Below are 20,896 nucleotides of genomic sequence, written 5' to 3' on the forward strand. Positions count from 1 at the left end.
TTTTAAAAACTAATTCGTGGAAATTTGTGCAATTCGTGGCAAAAAAATATAACCATGAAATCTAAAAAACATTTATTAATTGCAATGCTTGTCGTTCTAGCAACGACATTCAACAGCTGTGCAACGGCTCAGTCTTCCAATAAAAAGCAAAAATATAAAGTAGCGGTTTGCGACTGGATGATTTTAAAAAGACAAAAATTGGGCGCTTTTGGTTTGGCTGCTGAAATTAAAGCAGACGGAATCGAACTGGATATGGGAGGTTTAGGAAACCGCCCAACTTTTGATAGTAAATTAGGCGATCCTGTAGAAAGACAAAAATTCCTAGACAAATCAAAAGAAACAGGAGTTGGAATTAGTTCGATTGCTATGTCTGGATTTTACGCACAGTCATTTGCCACAAGAGAAATCACGCCAATGATTACGGATTGTATTCAGGCGATGAAAAACATGAAAGTAAAAGTGGCGTATCTTCCATTAGGAACACAAACCGATTTAGTTAAAAATCCGGAATTGCGTCCAGAAGTAATTAAAAGATTGCAATGGGCAGGAAAAGAAGTGGGAAAAATAGGTGGTGTAATTGCGATTGAAACTTCGTTAAGTGCCACAGAAGAGAAAAAACTTTTAGATGAAGTGGGGTCAAAATACATAAAAAGCTCTTTCAATTTTGCGAATGCTTTAGATAATAAAAGAGATATTTCATCAGAATTGAAAATATTAGGAAAGAAATATGTAGCACAAATTCACGCTTCCAACACCGATCAGTTTTGGTTAGAAAATGACAAAGCGATTGACATGCCAAAAATCAAAGCGACATTAGATGAAATGAAATGGAGTGGATGGCTTATTGTAGAACGTTCTCGCGACGTAACACAAGTCCATAATGTAAAAGCCAATTATGGAGCAAATGTGGCTTACTTAAAAAAGATTTTTCAGAATTAATTTTTTTTTAGCCACAGATTAAAAAGATTTCCACAGATTAAAAAATCATTTTAATCCTTTTAATCTGTGGCAAAAGAATAAAAATAAAATCTGCTTAAATCTGCCTAATCTGCGTGAAAAATTTTTGCACACAGATTTTATATAGATAAAGGAAGAGTTAGCAGATTATTTTTAGAATGAATACCCAAAAACAGCATACCATGAAATATTTACAATTACTCTTTTTATTTTTTTATATCACTTTCGCGACAGCGCAGAACATCACTGTTGTGAGTGATGCAAATTCGCCGAGAGCAAAATTTGGAGCAGAAAAATTATCTGAAACGCTTAAGTCAAAAGGCTTCAGCGTAACTTCTTCTGCTAAATTCAAAAAATCAAAAGATAAAGTAATTGTTATTGGAGAAAAAGGAACCGATTTCTGGAAACAAAATGCTAAAAGCGCTAAGATCAACGACAGCAAATTATCAAAGAAAGAAGGTTTTCAGATTCGCACTCAGAATAATGTCGTTTATATAGAAGGAACAGATGCTTCTGGAACTTTGTACGGTGCATTAGAATTAGCAGATAGAATCAAAAATTCAGGTCAGCTTCATTCAGAAATTAATATTGACGACAGTCCGGAAATGGTTTTGAGAGGAGCTTGTATCGGAATGCAGAAACCAGTTTATCTTCCAGGACGTGACGTTTATGAATACCCATATACACCAGAAACTTTCCCTTGGTTTTATGATAAAGCGTTATGGATAAAATATCTGGATATGCTCGTAGAAAACCGCATGAACTCTTTGTATTTATGGAACGGACATCCGTTTGCATCTTTAGTAAAATTAAAAGACTATCCGTTTGCAGTTGAAGTGAGCGATGAGGATTTCAAAAAGAACGAAGAAATCTATAAATTCCTAACAGTTGAGGCAAACAAACGCGGAATCTGGGTAATTCAGATGTTCTATAATATTCTTGTTTCTAAGCCTTTTGCAGAACATTATAACATTAAAACGCAGGATCGTTCTAGACCAATTACACCTTTATTGTCAGATTACACCAGAAAATCTATTGCAGCATTCATTGAAAAATATCCAAATGTTGGATTAATGGTTTGTTTGGGAGAAGCCATCAATACCGTTGATGATGACGTAGAATGGTTTACTAAAACCATTATTCCGGGGGTTCGCGATGGTTTGCAAGCATTAGGAAAAACGGAAGAACCGCCAATTATCCTTCGTTCTCACGATACAGACGGGCCTTTGGTTATGGAAAAATCACTTCCGTTATACAAAAACTTATATACAGAAAGTAAATATACAGGAGAATCTTTAACGACGTACACTCCAGGCGGCCCTTGGGGAGAAACGCACAAACAGTTGAGTGCTCTAAAATCGATTCATATTGAGAATGTTCACATTTTGGCAAACTTAGAACCTTTTAGATATGGTTCGCCAGATTTTATTCAGAAAACGGTAAAAGCAATGCACAGCGTTCACGGTGCAAATGCATTGCACTTATATCCGCAAGCTTCATATTGGGATTGGCCATATTCGGCAGATAAAACAAAATCAGGAGAACGTTTATTAGAAATGGATCGTGACTGGATTTGGTATAAAGCTTGGGCAAGATATGCTTGGGACAGCAAAAGAGATCGAAACGAAGAAGTTAAATTTTGGGATAATGATTTAGCTGCGAAATTCGGAACTTCTCAAGAAGCAGCAAACAATATTTTAAAAGCTTACGAAGAAACAGGAGAAATCGCTCCAAAAACTTTAAGACGTTTCGGAATCACAGAAGGAAACCGTCAGACTTTATTGTTGGGAATGTTCGAAAGTCAGTTGGTAAATCCATCAAAATGGAGAGTTTATCCGGGATTCCACGAATCATGCGGGCCAGCAGGCGAATTGCTTTTAGAATATGCTAAAAAAGAATGGAACAAAGAACCGCATTCTGGCGAACTTCCAACGCAGATTATTGCTGAAATCACAGAACACGGAAGACTGGCTGTTGAAGCAATTGATAAAGCTGAAGCGAGCGTAACCAAAGATAAAGAAGAATTTGCACGTCTTAAAAATGATATGCATGCCTACAAAGCGTTTGCAGATTTCTTTTCAGAAAAAGTAAAAGCCGCTTTATTGGTTTTAAGATACAGTTATTCCAATGACATTGCCGATTTAGACAAAGCAATGCCTCATTTAGAGAAAAGCATCGAGCATTACGAATTATTGGTAAACTTGACAAAAGATACCTATTACTATGCGAATAGTATGCAGACTGCTCAGCGCCGAATCCCGATTGGAGGAGACGACGGAAACAACAAAACTTGGGCTGAATTGTTACCGCATTACGAGCGTGAATTGGCTAATTTCAAAAGAAATTTAGAAAAGCTAAAATCATCAAAAGACGGTAAAATTGAAACGAAAGAAGGAAAACCTTGGAAAACGGCTGATGTAACTTTTATCGATGAAAAACCAGGAAGTTATTTAGTAAAGACTGGAACGAAAGTGTATGGAACAGATATTTCTGAATTAACGAAAATTGCTCCAGAGCTTCAAAACTTAAGAGGATATTCGTTTGTAGAAAATGAGCAAAACGAAAAAGGAACGCATTTGAAGTTTAGAAATACAAAAGCCGTTAAATTAGTGGTGGGCTATTTCAATTCAGATCAGAAGCGATTTTTATTACCGCCGAGTTTAGAGACAGATGCAGCAGGAAATGCTCACGGTCAAGCCGAAGTGATTTTGGCAAGTGCCATGAATTTAAAAGAATTGCCTCGTGTAAACATTCATACGTATACTTTCCAGCCGGGCGAGAATAAATTGGATTTAGGAAAAGGAAAGGTATTGATTTTAGGTTTCATCGACGCAGATCAAACCATAACACCGCGTGACGTAGGCTATATCGATGCAGGAGAAAAAGCAGCTATTGACTGGTTGTTTTATTAATATTTTGGGCGTGTCCCTCCGGGTCGGGCTTTCGGCTATATCTTTTATTCCGCTCCGCTACATAAAAGGATACCGCCTCAATCCCTCACGCGTACTCGTTGCTAATTTAGACCTAACATGTTTTTAAAATCTGTTAGTTTTAATTGAAAATATAAACACAATCTTGTCATCCCGAGGAACGAGGGATCTTCGCAAGAAACTCCGTACAGTTTGTCATTTCGACCGAAGGGAGAAATCACACGCGGGATTCGACAAAGATAGGGAATAACTGTACGGAGTTTCTAGTGTGATTTCTCCCTTCGGTCGAAATGACAAAACAGGTAAAATAAAAACTTAAACAACCTTATAATCACTTATATGGTTTTAAAAATATGAATAAAATAGTTTTTTTTATTTTTTGTTTTTTTTCAAGTCTTTGCTCTGTTTGGAGTCAGAGCAAAGATTCAGGGAAGTTTCGTAAAGAAATTTCGCTGAATTCGTCTTGGGAAACCGTAATCTTGGATAATCTTCCGCTGAAAGAAGAAGATTTTGTAGAAAATTCAAAAACTGATTCTAATTGGCAGAAGGTTAGTGTGCCTCACAATTGGGATCAGTATTATGGTTTCAGAAGAACAAAACATGGAAATTTGCACGGTACAGCTTGGTACAAAAAAACATTAAAACTCGACAAAACTGCTGCTGGAAAAAGACTTTTTTTGTTTTTTGAAGGCGTTAGTTCTTACGGAACAGTTTGGGTAAACGGTAAAAAAGTAGGAGGACACAAAGGTGGAAGAACTACTTTTACTTTAGACATTACCAAAGCGGTTTCTTTCGATGCAGCAAATATCATTTTAGTAAAAGCTTCTCATCCGTCATTTATAGCCGATTTACCATGGGTTTGCGGTGGCTGTTCGGGAGAATGGGGATTCTCAGAAGGTTCTCAGCCAATGGGAATTTTCAGACCCGTTACTTTGGTCATAACAAACGATGTTAGAATTCAGCCTTTTGGCGTTCATATCTGGAATGATAAATCGGTTTCAAAACAAAAAGCAATTCTTCATACAACTACAGAAATCAATAATTATGGCACTTCACAGCGAAATTTGACTATCGAAAACATTCTTTTGGATGCCTCTGGAAAGAGAGTTGCTATTGCAAAAAGCGATAACAAAATCAATTCGGGAGAAACAAAAGAAATAGCACAGACACTTCCAGAAATTCATAATCCGAAATTATGGTCGCCATTCAGTCCGTATTTGTATAAATTGGTTACTTCGGTTTATGAAAATGGAAAAATAATTGATCAGTTAACAACTCCTTATGGAATTCGTTGGGTAAGCTGGCCTGTGAGTCGTGACGGAAAAGACAATCGTTTTTTCATTAATGATGAACCTATTTTTATAAATGGCGTTTGCGAATACGAACATTTAATTGGAAAAAGCCATTCGTTTTCAGACGAAATGATTCATTCTCGAATTGAGCAAATAAAAGCTGGCGGATTTAATGCTTTTAGAGAAGCGCATCAGCCTCACAATTTATTATATCAAAAAGAATTAGACGAAAACGGAATCTTATTTTGGAGCCAGTTTTCAGCACATATTTGGTACGATACGCCAGAATTCAAAGAGAACTTTAAAACATTATTAAGAGAATGGATTAAAGAACGCAGAAACAGTCCGTCTGTAGTAATGTGGGGATTGCAGAACGAAAGTACGATCCCAAAAGAATTTGCCGAAGAATGCACGCAGATAATCCGTGAAATGGATCCGTTATCGGCTTCACAAAGAATCGTAACTACTTGTAACGGTGGAGAAGGAACAGATTGGAATGTAGTTCAAAACTGGTCTGGAACGTATGGAGGAGATCCGTTAAAATATCATCTGGAAATGACAACTCAGTTATTAAACGGTGAATACGGCGCATGGCGTTCAGCCGATTTACATACCGAAGGTGAATTCGACCAAAAAGGAACTTTAAGCGAAAACCGTTTTTCTCAGTTAATGGAAATTAAAGTTAGAGAAGCAGAATCGGTAAAAGATAAAATTGCGGGACAATTTAACTGGCTTTTTGCTTCTCACGAAAATCCGGGACGCGTTCAAAATGGCGAAGGATTTAGAGATATTGATAAAGTCGGCCCAGTAAATTACAAAGGGCTTTTTACGATTTGGGGTGAACCTTTGGATGCATTTTATATGTATCGAGCGAATTATGTTTCGAACAAAACCAATCCGATGGTTTATATCGTTTCGCACACCTGGCCAAGCCGTTGGGAAACTGCGGGAATCAAAAACGGAATCGATATTTATTCGAATTGTGATGAAGTAGAATTGTTTAATGACGTTGATAAAATTTCACTTGGAAAACTAAAAAATCCAGGAATCGGACAGCATTTTCAGTTTAATAATGTAAATATCCAATACAATGTTTTATATGCTGTTGGTTATGTAAACGGAAAAGCGGTTGCTAATGATTATATCGTTTTAAATAACTTTCCAAAAGCACCAAGTTTTGATGCTTTAACAACTAATAAAGTTGATATTACAAAAGCCAAAAGCGGTTATAATTATATTTACAGAGTAAACTGCGGTGGTTCTGAATTGACAGATTCTGCCGGAAATACTTGGCTAACTGATACGCACAAAAACGGACAAAATACTTGGGGTTCATTATCATGGACCGATAATTTTGAGAAACTTCCAGACTTTTTTGCAAGTCAAAGAAAAACTTTCGATCCAATAAACGGCACAAAAGATCCTGAGTTGTTTCAAAGTTTTAGATATGGCGTTGACAAATTGCGTTACGAATTTCCTGCGCCAAACGACGAATATTTAGTCGAATTATATTTCACAGAACCGTGGTACGGAACTGGCGGAGGTTTAGACTGCAAAGGATGGCGTTTGTTTGATGTTGCCATCAATGAAAATGTAGTTTTAAAAGATTTTGATATTTGGGCAGAAGCTGGACATGATAACGCTGTGAAGAAAACATTCAAAGTAAAAAGTACAAACGGCAAAATTGTGATTTCGTTTCCAAATGTAAAAGCTTCTCAAGCGATTATTTCGGCAATTGCAATTGCGACGAAAGATATTCATGCAAGACCAGCGTCTGAATCTTCAAAAAATATTGAAAACTTGATTTTGAGTACTTATGATAAAAGTAGAAATTGGGTAGCTTCTTGGTTGGATATCAATTCAAAACAATATTCAAATTCAGAAATTATATTTACAGAATTGCCTTCAGAAGTTTTTGGAGCAGATTATTTACAATTTTCTTCTAATTCAAAAGTTTCGGGATCATTCACAGCGAAAGAAGAATCAACTGTTTATGTTTTAGTTGATAGTAAAATCAAAGCATTAAAAGGGCTTTCAGATTATAAAAAAATAGAAGAAAAAGCAAAAAACAGCAACGGAATTTCATTTGATGTTTTCACTAAAAAAATAAAGAAAGACGAGAAAGTTCTTTTTGATAATTCAGAAACTATAAATACAATTGCCGTCGTTCCAACGTATGATATGGGTGAAAAAGACGATTCTAGACCAGTCGTAATTATCGAAGCAGAAAAAACAAAAACAACTGGAACTGGAATTGAAAAGGGAAATTTCAAAAAAGCAGATTATATTGAGTTCGCTAAAAAGACAAATAACAGTATCGAGTTTGAAGTAAAACCGGGCGTTGCGGGAATTTATTTAATGCGTTTCCGTTTTATGAATCGAAATGAAACGCCTTTAAAAGTGAAATTCAAAATGGAAGATGCGTACGGAATTTTAATGCGAAATGATACGATTGAGTTTTTTCCTTCGCCTGAAAAATGGAAGATTTTGAATACGACGTCTGGAGGTTATATTAATGCAGGAACATATAAAATTACTTTGGAAGGTGATGATTTGAAAGGATTAATGTTGGATAATTTTGAGTTTCAATAGGTTTTTGAGAGGCACAAAGGCACAAAGGCACAAAGGTTTCTTTGATAATGGATTGGTTTGTCAGGCTGAGCGAAGTCGAAGTCCACGCAAAGTAATCCCTCAAAGCTTGATAGCGCTTAGTTTGTCATTTCGACCTAAGGGAGAAATCACACAAGAAGCTCGACAAAGATTGACGATTAACATTACGGAGTTACTCGCGGAGATTTTTCCTTCGTCGAAATGACAAGATTGGGGAAATACTGAATTTTAAAAAATGATTATTTAAATATATTATGATTTTAAAAAAGATAATAATTGCTTTAACAATACTATTTTCAGCATCCATTTTTGCGCAAAAACAAGTCAGAATTGTAGAAGATTTCAACAAAAATTGGAACTTTAAATTAGGAGATTATCCAGAAGCAATAAATGCAAATTTCAATACTTCGGATTGGAGAACGTTGCAATTACCACACGATTGGAGTATTGAAGGCGCATTTGATAAAGATGCAAAAACCAAACAAGCGCAAGGATTTTTACCTGCAGGAAAAGGTTGGTATCGTAAAACTTTTACTATTCCGGCGAGTTGGAAAAGCAAAACAGTTTCAATTGAATTTGATGGTGTTTTTAAGAATAGCGAAGTTTTTATAAACGGTAAATCATTGGGAGTTCGTCCAAATGGCTATATTTCTTTTGGTTATGATTTGACTCATTATTTAAAGTTCGGAAAATCAAATACTATTGCTGTAAAAGTAGATAATGATTCACAACCTAATTCAAGATGGTACACAGGTTCTGGGATTTACAGAAATGTGCGTTTAGTTGCGAGTGAAAAACTGCATGTAGGGAAGTGGGGAACTTTTGTAACTACTCCAGAAGTTTCAGCCGAAAAATCAAAAATGCATTTAGAAGTTACCATTGATAATGATAATGCTTCTGCGAAAGAATTTAGACTAGTCACGTCGATCGTAGATTCAAAAAATATTGAAGTGGCAAATATGACTTCAATAGAAAAAATCGGAGCTAAAACCTCAGAAAAAAAGATACATAATCTAGAAGTAAAACAGCCAAAATTATGGAGTCTAGAAAATCCGTATTTGTATAAAGTCATTACAAAAATCTACCAAAAATCGAAGTTGGTTGACAATTATGAGACGCCGCTTGGATTTAGATTTTTTAATTTCGATTCAGAAAAAGGATTTTCTTTAAATGGTGTTCCAACCAAGATATTAGGAGTTTGCCTGCATCATGATAATGGCGCTTTGGGAGCGGTAGAAAACATTCATGCGGTTAGAAGAAAACTGACTTTGATGAAAGAAATGGGAGCAAACGCTATTAGAATGTCACATAATCCGCATTCTTTGGAAATGATGCAATTGTGCGACGAAATGGGATTCATCGTTCAGGATGAAGCTTTTGATGTTTGGAAAAAGAAAAAAGTAACCAACGATTACCATAAAGATTGGGATGCTTGGCACAAACAAGATTTAGAAGATTTTATCAAAAGAGATCGCAATCATCCGTCGGTGATGATGTGGAGTATTGGGAACGAAATCAGAGAACAATTTGATTCGACTGGAATTGCAATTACTAGAGAATTGGCTAAAATCGTAAAATCATTGGACACAACCCGTCCTGTAACTTCGGCTTTGACAGAGAATGTAATTGAGAAAAACTTTATTTATCAATCTGGAGCTTTAGATCTTTTAGGTTTCAATTACAAACATGAAGATTACAAATATTTCCCAACGAAATTTAAAGGACAAAAAATCTTGGCTTCAGAAAGTGTTTCGGCTCTAGAAACGCGTGGACATTACGACCAATCGGATGTTATAAAAGCCTGGCCAACAAAACACGGCGCTCCGTTTGACGGAAATGCAGATTGGACGGTTTCTGCTTACGATCAGGTAAAATCGTATTGGGGCGCAACACACGAAGAAAACTGGAAAACAATTAAAAGTCAGGATTTCATGGCGGGAACTTTTATCTGGACAGGATTTGATTATATCGGCGAACCTGATCCGTATCCGTATCCTGCGAGAAGTTCGTATTTTGGAATCGTAGATTTAGCTGGACTTCCGAAAGATGTGTATTATATGTACCAAAGCGAATGGTCAAAGAAAACGGTTTTGCATATTTTACCGCATTGGAACTGGACAAAAGATCAGGAAATTAACGTTTGGGCTTATTACAATAATGCAGATGAAGTGGAATTATTCTTAAACGGAAAATCACTTGGAACAAAATCAAAACAAAATGATGATTTGCATATTTCATGGAAAGTGAAGTTCGAGCCTGGAACTTTAAAAGCAGTTTCAAGAAAGAATGGGAAAGTGGTTTTAGAAAAGGAAATCAAAACTGCGGGACAAGCTTCTAAAATTGATTTAAAAGTTGATAAACCATCAATTAAAAATGATACTTACGATTTGGTTTACGTAACCGTTTCAATGCTTGAGAAAGATGGAAACTTAGTGCCAAACGCAATGGATTTAGTCAATTTTGAAGTAACTGGCGGAGGAAAATTAGTTGGAGTTGATAATGGATATCAAGCCAACTTGGAATCGTTTAAAGCCAATTCCTGTAAGTTGTTTAATGGGAAATGTGTTGTGATTATTCAGTCTAATGGGAAGAAAGAAAATATTCAGTTGAAAGCAACAACTGCTGGTTTACAGGCCTCAACGATTAAAGTTAAAGTGAATTAATCTCGCAATCCCTGGATTGCCATATTCTTTATACATTTATAAAAAAAAATGAAATGACTCCAACTTTCTTCGCAAATCAATCAGAATTTAGAAAATGGCTTGAGAAAAACCATCAAAACGAAAAAGAGCTTTTGGTTGGTTTTTATAAAGTAACAAGCGGAAAGCCTTCTGTAAGCTGGCCAGAATCTGTAGATCAGGCACTTTGTTTTGGATGGATTGATGGTGTCAGAAAGTCTATTGACAAGGATAGTTATACAATTCGATTTACTCCGAGAAAACCTTCTAGCATTTGGAGTGCGATTAATATTCAGAAAATGGAAGATTTGACTAAAGCTGGATTAATGACAGATGCGGGCTTGAAAGCTTTTAGTTTTAGAACTGAAAATAAGTCTAAGATTTATTCGCACGAAAAAGAGCCAGTTCCGCTTTTGGAATCTTATGAAAAAGAGTTTAAAAGCAATAAAGTCGCTTGGGAGTTTTTTGAAAAACAAGCACCTTCATACAAGAAAGTGATGATTCATTGGATTATGAGCGCCAAACAGGAAAAAACACAGTTGTCACGACTTGAAAAAACTATTTTAGAAAGCGAAAAACAGAAAAGAGTCATGTAAATATTTCGAATAAAATCGTTACTTTAGTAATCTGACTTTTAGTGAAATATGGAAAAAGAAAATACCACGACAATTAAAGGGGAAATTTTGCTGGGTATTATTTTTGCTCTCGAATTGTACGCTTTGCCAACGCAGTTTTATTTGTTATTAGAAGGAGGTCAATTTACCTTTTTTAGTGCTGCAGTCCGCTTTTTTAGTTTCTTTACCATTACAACAAATTCTATAGTTTTCATTTGCTCTGCCATGATATTGTTTGGCGGAAAAAGTGCAATAAATGCCTTCTTTAGAAAAAGTACAACAATCACAGCAATTACAGTTTATATTTTGATTGTTGGAATTGTTTTTAATTTGCTTCTGCGTTCCATTGTTGATTTACAAGGACATCATCGAATAGTGAGCGAAATTTTTCATGTCGTTGTTCCCATTTTATTTTTCTTTTTCTGGCTGTTTTTTGTTAGTCCAGAGAAAATTTCTTTTAAAACTATTTGGTTTTGGTTGTTATATCCCATTATTTACATGATTTATACTCTATTTCATGGTTTTATTTCCAGCTTTTACCCTTATCCCTTTATTGATGTTACAAAACTAGGATTGCAAACTGCACTTATAAATGGAGTTTTTGTTCTAATTGCTTTTGTGGTTTTGTCTGTTATTTTGATTTCGATTTCGAAAATTAGAACCAAAACGGTTTAAAAATTGCTGTTGGTCGAAATTCTAAACAATAGATTTCAATTTATACTACATTTATGCTGTACAGACTATTTTAAAGCAACCAGCAATGAAAAAAATATTCCTTTCCTTATGTCTTTTTGGTGTAATTTCTAATGCTTCAAGTCAGGAATTTGCCAATGCGCCAAAGCCTTTTGGACCAGTTCCGACGCAAAAGCAAATTGATTGGCAGGAAATGGAATTCTACGCTTTTGTGCATTTTTCATTAAATACATTTACCAATAAAGAATGGGGTTATGGTGACGAATCGCCAGAGCTTTTTAATCCTTCGCAGTTAGATGTCCGTCAATGGGCGCGCGTGGTAAAAGAAGCTGGAATGAAAGGAATTATTTTAGTTGCCAAACATCATGATGGATTTTGTCTTTGGCCTTCGGCTTATACAGAACGTTCAGTTAAAAATTCGCCTTGGGAAAACGGAAAAGGTGATTTAGTAAAGGAACTGGCTGCTGCTTGCAAAGAATACGATTTAAAGTTAGGTTTATATCTTTCGCCTTGGGATCGAAATCATCCGCAATATGGAAAACCTGAATATATCACCTATTTCAGAAATCAATTAAAAGAATTATTGACCAATTACGGAGATGTTTTCGAAATGTGGTTTGATGGCGCAAATGGTGGAGATGGCTATTATGGCGGCGCAAACGAAACTAGAAAAATCAATACACTTACGTATTATAATTGGGATGAAACGTACAAATTAATTTACGATATCGCACCAAAAACTTTAGTTTGGGGAGTTGGACCGTCTGAAGCAAGATGGATTGGAAACGAAGAAGGACGTGCAGGAAAAACCAATTGGTCGTTACTTCGTCAGAAAGATGAATTGGCAGGAAAAGTACATTATACAGAGTTTATGTCTGGTCATGAAGATGGCGAAAAATGGGTTCCGGGAGAAGCCGATGTTTCTATCAGACCAGGATGGTTTTATCATTCAGTAGAGGATGATAAAGTGCGTTCGCTTGACGAAATGGTGGATATTTATTACGAATCGATTGGACGAAATGCTACTTTGTTGTTAAATCTTCCAGTGGATAGACGTGGTTTGGTTCATGAAAATGATGAAGCAAGATTAAAAGAACTAGTTGCTACAATTAAGGCCGATTTCAAAACAGAATTATTGGCAGGAACGCAGGTTCAGGCTTCAAACATTCGTGGAAACGATCCTAATTTTGGTCCGCAAAATGTTATCGACGGAAATAAAAATACCTATTGGGCAACAGATGATAAAGTAAAAGAGGCTTCGGTTGAATTTACTTTTAAAAAGCCCACGACAATCAATAGAGTTTTACTTCAAGAATATATTAAATTGGGTCAGCGTGTAAAAGCATTTTCTATTGAAGCAAAAGTGGACGGAAAATGGGAAACTATTGCTAACGAAACTACAATTGGTTACAAAAGAATTTTGCGTTTGAATCGAGTTACGGCTTCAGCACTTAGAGTCAATGTTTTGGATGCTAAAGCAGGATTTGTAATCAGTACAGTTGAGGCTTACAATGCACCGACTTTTGTAAAAGAACCGCAGATTTTTAGAGATAAAAATGGTTTGGTTACTATTAAATCGGAAGAAGGAAATGCGATCTATTACACTATGGATGGAAAAACACCTACTGAAAAAAGTACTTTGTATAAAGCGCCATTCATATATAATAAGGAAGTAGAAATTAAAGCTATTTCAAGAAATACGAAAGAGAAAATCAATAGTGGCATAAAGTCGGCAAAATATGGAGTTTCTAAAGAAAAATGGAAAGTAACTTCGGTTTCGAGTGGTGACAGCAAATCTGTAGAACGAATAATTGATGGAAATCCAGACACAGATTGGGGATTTGGAAATGATGAAAACAAGCTGCCGCAAACTGTTGTTATAGATATGGGAGAATTGATTAGTATTAAAGGTTTTACTTATACGCCGCAACAAGTTGGCAACAATTTAAATTTGATTTCAAATTATGAATTGTACACAAGTGTAGACAGTTTTTATTGGGACAAACAATCAGAAGGAGAGTTTTCGAATATTAAACATAACCCAATTGAACAAGTTAAAAGTTTTTCTGCGGTTAAAGCAAGATTTTTGAAATTTGTCGCTACAGCTGCGGTAGGAAAAGCGCAAACAGTTTCGATTGCTGAAATTGGTGTTGTAGAATAAAACACAGGTTTCTAGTAAAAATCATTCCGTAGGAATGTTTCGTCGGTAGTTTCGATTGCAGAAATAGGAGTTGCGGAATGAATCATAGGTTTTCAGAAACAATTCATTTCGTAGGAATGTTTCGTCGGTAGAACCAAATTTGCGTTAAGATTATACGTTGCGTAGGAACGTTCGATTTATAAAATAGGGTTCCATTTCTATGAATTAGGTGTTCCTACGGAACACAATTTAATGCAATATTTTTTTTCTACCTACGAGATATACCTACGGAATATTAAAATATAATTCGCTTGCAGAAGTGACTATAATAAATCTGCAATTATCCGTGTTTTCGCAAAGCGAATCTGTTCTATCCGCGTATTATTTCATTCCTATTTTGTTTTCTGACGAACGGCAGCCGCTATTAGTCGAATTTTTACTACGAGCGGATAATTTAATTCTACTTTTATCTTGTGTTAATTAAAACAGCAAGCGCGAGCATGATTAAAGAAGATATAGGTTTTAGAGAAGCAGGAAAATTTGAGGAGACTCGTTTTGAGAAAATTCATAACGTTATTTTCGAATCGTCTCAGGAAGCTTCTTTATTGGTTGCTCGTGAAATCGCTAATTTAATTCAGAGAAAAAGTGAGCTGAACGAACCTTGCGTTTTAGGTTTGGCTACTGGATCTTCTCCTATCAAAGTGTATGAAGAACTGGTTAGAATGCACAAAGAGGAAGGACTTAGTTTTGCTGGTGTCGTGACCTTCAATTTGGACGAATATTATCCTATGGATAAAAATGATATTCAGAGTTATTATCATTTTATGCATGAACATCTATTTAATCATGTCAATATTCACCCAGAAAACATCAATATTCCAGACGGGCAGGTGAGTGCCGAGGAATTGCAGCAATATTGTATTGATTATGAGATGAAAATTATTTCTTACGGAGGATTAGATTTTCAGCTTTTAGGAATAGGAAGAACGGGACATATTGGGTTTAATGAACCTGGTTCTCACGTAAACTCAGGAACCAGAAGCATTACATTAGATCATATCACAAGAGTTGATGCGGCCGCTTCTTTTTTAGGAATAGATAATGTTCCTAGAAAAGCCATTACAATGGGAATTGGAACCGTAAGAAATGCAAAACGAATTGTTTTACTGGGTTGGGGAATTAGTAAAGCAGGAATTATAAAAAAAACAATCGAAGGAGAAATTTCTTCGCAAGTACCGGCTACGTATTTACAAGAGCATCACAACACAACATTTGTTCTAGATACAGAAGCTTCATCTGAATTGACAAGAGTGAAAACGCCTTGGCTAGTAAAGTCTTGTGTTTGGACAGATGAATTAAAATTAAAAGCGGTGGCTTGGTTAAGTGAGTTGACTAAAAAGCCGTTTTTGAAACTGACTGATAAAGATTATAACGACAATGGGATGTCAAGTCTTTTAACGGAAGAAGGAACTGCATACGATTTGAACATTAAGATGTTTAATAAAATGCAGCAAACGATTACGGGATGGCCAGGCGGGAAACCAAATGCTGATGATACGTATAGACCAGAACGTTCTGTGCCAGAAAAGAAAAGAGTAATCATTTTCAGTCCGCATCCTGATGACGATGTGATTTCGATGGGAGGAACTTTTGACCGTTTGATAGAGCAGGGACATGAAGTTCATGTCGCATATCAAACCTCTGGAAATATTGCCGTTTCTAATGAAGAAGCGTTGAAATTTGCTGAAATTTCGAAAGCATTGCATCCAGATTCTAGAATGTCTGATAAAATAATCGAATTTCTTCAGAATAGAACTGGAAATGAGATCGATTCATTAGAAGTAAGAAAATTAAAAGGATTAATTAGAAGAAGTGAATCTTTCGGAGCAACTCGCTATTTAAGTTTGCCAGATTCGAATGTACACTTTTTAGATCTTCCATTTTACGAAACGGGAACTGTTAAAAAGAATAATCTTTCAGATGCAGATATCGATATTATGTCTGATATTATAGAAAGAATAAAACCGCATCAAATTTATGCCGCAGGAGATTTAGTAGATCCGCACGGAACTCATAAAGTGTGTCTAGACAGTTTGTTTGAAGCTTTGAAAAGATTAAAACACAAAGACTTTATGAACGATTGCTGGGTTTGGCTTTATAGAGGAGCTTGGCATGAATGGGAATCGTACCAAATTGACATGGCAGTACCAATGAGTCCTGATCAGGTTTTAAAGAAACGACATGCTATTTTTTATCACCAGTCTCAAAAAGACGGCGTTATGTTTCAAGGTGATGACAGCAGAGAGTTTTGGGTGCGAGTTGAAGACAGAAACAGATTGACTGCAGAAAAATACCACAGCTTAGGATTAGCAGATTATTCGGCTATTGAGGCGTTTAAACGTTATCATTTCTAAGTGCTTTTTGCAGCAATGAAGATAATAGACTATTTCATGGTTTATTTTGGTTAGTTACCTATAATTGAGAGAAAATGCGGTCGTGGTTGGCCGCATTTTCGTTTTTATTTTTTTACTGCAAAGTTTTTTTACCGCAAAGTTCGCAAAGTTTTTTTTACCGCAAAGTGCACAAAGGATACGCAAAGTTCGCAAAGAATATTTATTCAAGCGTATATATTTTGAGAATAAAAAAGTTCGCAAAGCTTAATCGTTAAGCTTTGCGAACTTTTTTATTTTTCTTTTATATTGAGCAAAAAAACTTTGCGAACTTTGCGTAAAATCTTTGTGTGCTTTGCGGTTAAACCTTTAGATAGAAGAGTTTAGGATTTTTTGTTTTACTTCGTCTATGTAAGATCTTCCTATAACATATCTTAACCCTTCAATTTCGATACTGTTTCCTTCTACAGCGTCAATTTTATCAATGGCAATGGTGTATGATCTGTGTATTCTAATGAAATCTCTTTCGGGAAGTAAACTTGTGAAATCAGATAAAGTGCTGTGTATGATAAACTTTCCTGAAGTAGTGCTTATTTTTAAGTAATCTTTTAGGCTTTCGATAACTAATATTTCGTTCAAGAAAATCTTCTTCATTTTTTTCTTGTCGATTTTCACAAAAATAAAAGGATTCTCTTTGCTGTTTTCTTGCGGAATTTTACTGGTATTGTTAAGGCGTTTGTTGATTTTGTTTACCGCTTTCATCAAACGTGGAAATTCAATTGGTTTAACCAAATAGTCCAAAACATCAAGCTCGTAAGTTTCAATTGCAAATTGGTCGTAGGCACTTGTGATAATAAGCAAAGGAGGGTTTTCTAGACTTTTAATGAAATTAATACCGTCTAAAACAGGCATATTTATGTCCAGAAAAATTACATCTATAGTATTGTTTTTTAAGAAATTTAATCCTTCAATAGAATTACTGAAAGTGTTTACTAATTCTAAATCCTCAATCTGTTCAATATAATTTTTAATAACGTTTATTGCCAATGGCTCATCATCAATAATTAAACACTTTATTTTCATTTCTAAATAGTATTTTAGGCCGATATTTGGTTTTTTGTAGGTATAGTTTTCTAAACCGATAAAAGCTGAGGCTTAAGTGACTTTTATAACTAGTTTAACGACAAAAATATTCTTTTTATTTTTAAATGAAAGCTTATAGTCATTTTTATTATATCCTAATTCAAGTCTTTTTTTTACGTTTTCGATACCTATGCCACTTGCCTTGTTAAAATTATCTTTATGTACGGTAAATTCGGGCATTGGGTTTGAAACACTGAAATATAAAAAATCACCTTTTACCTTAAACCTGATATCAATGAGAACATTGCCAGTGTTTTTGTTTACTCCATGTTTGAAGGCATTTTCGACGAAAGTCAAAAGTAAAACGGGAGAGATTTCTTTGTCATGTATATCTCCCGAAATGGACATATCAACTTCTAAACGTTCTCCGTTTCTAATTCTTTCCAAATCAAGATAATTCTGGATGCACATAATCTCATTTTCCAAAGTCTGCTTTTTGCCTTTTGTTTCATAAAGCATATATCGCATTAGCTCAGAAAGTTTTAAAACTATTTTAGGCGTTTTATTTGATTTTTCTACCGAAAGAGAATAAATGTTATTTAAGGTATTGAAGAAAAAGTGCGGAGAAATCTGTGACTTCAAAAACAATAATTCGGTTTCCAACTGTGACTTCTCAAGATCGGTTACACGTCTTTGTTCTTTCAAGAAATCCAAAGTGATTTTAATTGCTGTCACAAAAGTCATTACATACAATTCGCCCATCATCATATCGATAGTATAATTGAGCGTTAGCGTGTTTATGGTTTGAGGACCTTCAGGCCAGACATCGTGTGTGATCAGTAAATATGTTAGATTAAATTTTAGGACGACCATCACAAAAATTGCCGACAATACAGTTACTATATATAGGAAGTATTTTTTTTTGTAAACCAAATGAGGCATCAAAACCAAAATATTCAAATAACACAATGCCATGTGAATAGGAAATCCAAGCAAAGTGGTTTTTAAGGAATAAACATAATCGTTAAAATAACTTCCCCATCGGAATGTGTTAAACACAAAATACGTCAGCCAAAAGTAAACATGATAGCGTATAGGTAAACTATAAGGTTTGTTGGAGTTGAAAATCATAATCGTAGAAAAAAATGTCGTTTGTTACTATTTTTTGATGTTTAGGGCTGTTTAAATGTCGTCCGTCTAAAAATATTTTGGTAAAAATTGAATTTATCTAAATTTAAAGTTAAATTAATATTGTTTTGATATGAGGAAAATTACTCTGCTTTCTTTAACGGTAATTTTTACTGCAAGTTGCAAAATAAATGTAGATAAAAATACGCATCACAAAAGTTTTGCAGTAAATTATGTAGATCCTTTTATAGGTACTGGGGGCCACGGACACACATATCCAGGTGCGACAGTTCCGTTTGGGATGCTGCAAGTGAGTCCAGATAATGGAATTTCTAGCTGGGACTGGTGTTCAGGCTATCATTATTCTGACTCAATAGTTTCTGGATTTAGTCATTTACACTTAAGCGGAACAGGAATCGGTGATTTGGCAGATATTTTATTTATGCCGACAAACAAAAAATTAGATTTAACCGCCAAAGCCGCTTCACGCGATTTCCTTCCGTATAAATCAAAATACAATCATGTACACGAAAAAGCAGTACCGGGTTATTACCAGGTTTTTCTTGAAGATCCTAAAATCAATGTAGAACTAACTTCTACGCAAAGAACCGCATACCATAAATATACCTATAATAATAACGACACACAATCTGTTGTTGTCGATTTAGGTTTTGCCATTAACTGGGATAAAGCGGTAAAAACTTCTATTAAAATTGAAGATGCCAATACTATCAGTGGTTATCGCTACAGTACAGGCTGGGCAAAAAATCAAAAGGTGTTTTTTGTCGCCAAATTTTCGAAACCTATTACAGAATCTATTATCACTGCTGATAAAAAAGTAGTTTCTGGTCAAAACGCTGAAGGCGAAAATACCGCTTTACAGTTGTTTTTCCACTCTAAAAATTCTAAAGAATTAGGCGTAAAAGTGGCACTTTCTTCTGTCAGTGTTGAAAATGCAAAAGACAATTTAGATGCTGAAGGACAGAGTTTTGAAAAAGCAAAATCGGATGCAGCTTCAGATTGGAACAAAGCTTTAAGCAAAATTACAGTTGAAACTCCAGTTGATTCTTTGAAAACTATTTTCTACACCGCTTTATATCATGCACAAGTTGCACCTGTAACGTACAGCGATAAAAACGGTCAGTTTAGAAGAGAAGACGATAAAATTATTACAGCGAAAGATTATACAGCATATTCTACATTATCACTTTGGGACACATTTAGAGCAGAAAATCCATTGTTGACGATATTAGAACCAAGGAAAGTTTCAGATTTGATTAACTCGATGTTAGCGTATTATGAAACAAAAAAAATACTTCCGGTTTGGACCTTATATGCTAATGAAACTAATACGATGACAGGATATCATTCGATTCCAGTTATTGCAGATGCTTATTTAAAAGGCATTAAAGGTTTTGATGCTGAAAAAGCTTTTGAGGCGATGAAAGCAACGATGATGCAAGACGAACGCGGATTGAATTTCTACAAAAAATACGGTTATATTCCGTATAATCTATTAGATGAATCAGTTACGATTACTTTAGAATATGCTTACGATGATTGGTGTGTAGCTCAAATGGCGAAAGCTTTAGGAAAACAAGCTGATTATGAGTTTTTCTCTAAACGTGCTAAAGCTTACGAATATTTATTTGATTCGAAATCTGGTTTCATGAGAGGAAAATCGGAAGATGGAAAATCTTGGAATGAGCCTTTCGACCCAAAACACTCCAATCACAGAGAACATACCGATTACACTGAAGGAAATGCTTGGCAGCACAGCTGGTTTGTCCCTCATAATGTTGATGATTTTATTAAGCTTCACGGAGGAAATGCCACTTTCACAAAACGTTTAGAACAATTATTCACGGAGAGTTCTGAAATTACAGGGAACAACGTTTCGGCAGATATTTCTGGTTTGATCGGACAATATGCGCATGGAAATGAGCCAAGCCATCATATTGCTTATATGTTTAACCACGCTGGACAGCCTTGGCGAACGCAATATTGGGTACGTCATATTTTGGATACTCAATATAATACAACAGCTAATGGTCTAAGCGGAAACGAAGACTGCGGCCAAATGTCGGCTTGGTATGTATTTAGTTCAATGGGATTATACCCAATGAATCCAGCTTCTGGAGAATATGAAATTGGAAGTCCGATTTTTGAAAAATCAACTTTAAATCTTCCAAACGGAAAAACTTTTGTAATCGAAGCAGAAAATGTTTCAGACAAAAATTTCTATATCCAATCGGCTACTTTAAACGGAAAGGCATTTAATAAAACAGCCATTTCTCATCAAGAAATGTTAAAAGGCGGCGTACTTCATTTTGTAATGGGAGCGCAGCCAAACCAAAACTGGGGTCTAAACTAACTAATTC

The 20,896-nt window shown here is 35.3% G+C and carries 11 protein-coding genes; 9 read left to right on the plus strand and 2 right to left on the minus strand.

Annotated features, from left to right (window positions below; genetic code table 11):
• The first annotated feature begins 54 nt into the window (after positions 1-54).
• The 8 genes from NU08_RS09810 (at position 55) to nagB (ending at position 16,328) form a co-directional block, all read left to right on the plus strand.
• Positions 55-939 carry a sugar phosphate isomerase/epimerase family protein gene (locus tag NU08_RS09810; protein ID WP_129746957.1) on the plus strand — a complete coding sequence of 295 codons (885 nt, stop codon included), beginning with the start codon at positions 55-57 and terminating at the stop codon, positions 937-939.
• A 200-nt stretch (positions 940-1,139) separates the two neighbouring features.
• A complete protein-coding gene (locus tag NU08_RS09815) occupies positions 1,140-3,869 on the plus strand; it encodes a glycoside hydrolase family 20 zincin-like fold domain-containing protein (RefSeq protein ID WP_129746958.1) in 2,730 nt (909 codons plus the stop codon).
• Between the two features lie 371 nt (positions 3,870-4,240).
• Positions 4,241-7,771: a malectin domain-containing carbohydrate-binding protein gene (locus NU08_RS09820; RefSeq protein ID WP_129746959.1), complete on the plus strand. Its 3,531-nt coding sequence runs from the start codon at positions 4,241-4,243 to the stop codon at positions 7,769-7,771.
• 272 nt (positions 7,772-8,043) lie between these two features.
• Positions 8,044-10,452 carry a sugar-binding domain-containing protein gene (locus NU08_RS09825; RefSeq protein WP_129746960.1) on the plus strand — a complete coding sequence of 803 codons (2,409 nt, stop codon included), beginning with the start codon at positions 8,044-8,046 and terminating at the stop codon, positions 10,450-10,452.
• Between the two features lie 53 nt (positions 10,453-10,505).
• On the plus strand, positions 10,506-11,063 hold the full coding sequence (locus NU08_RS09830; RefSeq protein ID WP_129746961.1) for a YdeI/OmpD-associated family protein: 558 nt from the start codon (positions 10,506-10,508) through the stop codon (positions 11,061-11,063).
• 48 nt (positions 11,064-11,111) lie between these two features.
• Positions 11,112-11,756, plus strand: coding sequence for a Pr6Pr family membrane protein (locus NU08_RS09835; RefSeq protein WP_129746962.1), 645 nt, complete (start codon positions 11,112-11,114; stop codon positions 11,754-11,756).
• Positions 11,757-11,841: 85 nt separating this feature from the next.
• Positions 11,842-13,935 carry an alpha-L-fucosidase gene (locus NU08_RS09840; RefSeq protein WP_129746963.1) on the plus strand — a complete coding sequence of 698 codons (2,094 nt, stop codon included), beginning with the start codon at positions 11,842-11,844 and terminating at the stop codon, positions 13,933-13,935.
• A 479-nt stretch (positions 13,936-14,414) separates the two neighbouring features.
• Positions 14,415-16,328: a glucosamine-6-phosphate deaminase gene (nagB, locus tag NU08_RS09845; protein ID WP_129746964.1), complete on the plus strand. Its 1,914-nt coding sequence runs from the start codon at positions 14,415-14,417 to the stop codon at positions 16,326-16,328.
• Between the two features lie 345 nt (positions 16,329-16,673).
• On the opposite strand, the gene NU08_RS09850 is transcribed toward nagB, so the two are convergent.
• Both NU08_RS09850 and NU08_RS09855 read right to left on the minus strand, forming a co-directional pair.
• The gene (locus NU08_RS09850; protein WP_008467437.1) at positions 16,674-17,387 is read right to left on the minus strand and encodes a LytR/AlgR family response regulator transcription factor; all 714 of its coding nucleotides are present in this window, start codon (positions 17,385-17,387) and stop codon (positions 16,674-16,676) included.
• Positions 17,388-17,459: 72 nt separating this feature from the next.
• On the minus strand, positions 17,460-18,518 hold the full coding sequence (locus NU08_RS09855; protein WP_008467436.1) for a sensor histidine kinase: 1,059 nt from the start codon (positions 18,516-18,518) through the stop codon (positions 17,460-17,462).
• Positions 18,519-18,648: 130 nt separating this feature from the next.
• Between NU08_RS09855 and NU08_RS09860 the strand changes: the two genes are divergently transcribed.
• Positions 18,649-20,889: a GH92 family glycosyl hydrolase gene (locus tag NU08_RS09860; protein WP_129746965.1), complete on the plus strand. Its 2,241-nt coding sequence runs from the start codon at positions 18,649-18,651 to the stop codon at positions 20,887-20,889.
• The last annotated feature ends 7 nt before the right edge of the window (positions 20,890-20,896 follow it).

Source organism: Flavobacterium anhuiense, from assembly GCF_004151235.1.
In the GTDB taxonomy this organism is placed as follows: Bacteria; Bacteroidota; Bacteroidia; order Flavobacteriales; family Flavobacteriaceae; genus Flavobacterium; species Flavobacterium anhuiense_A.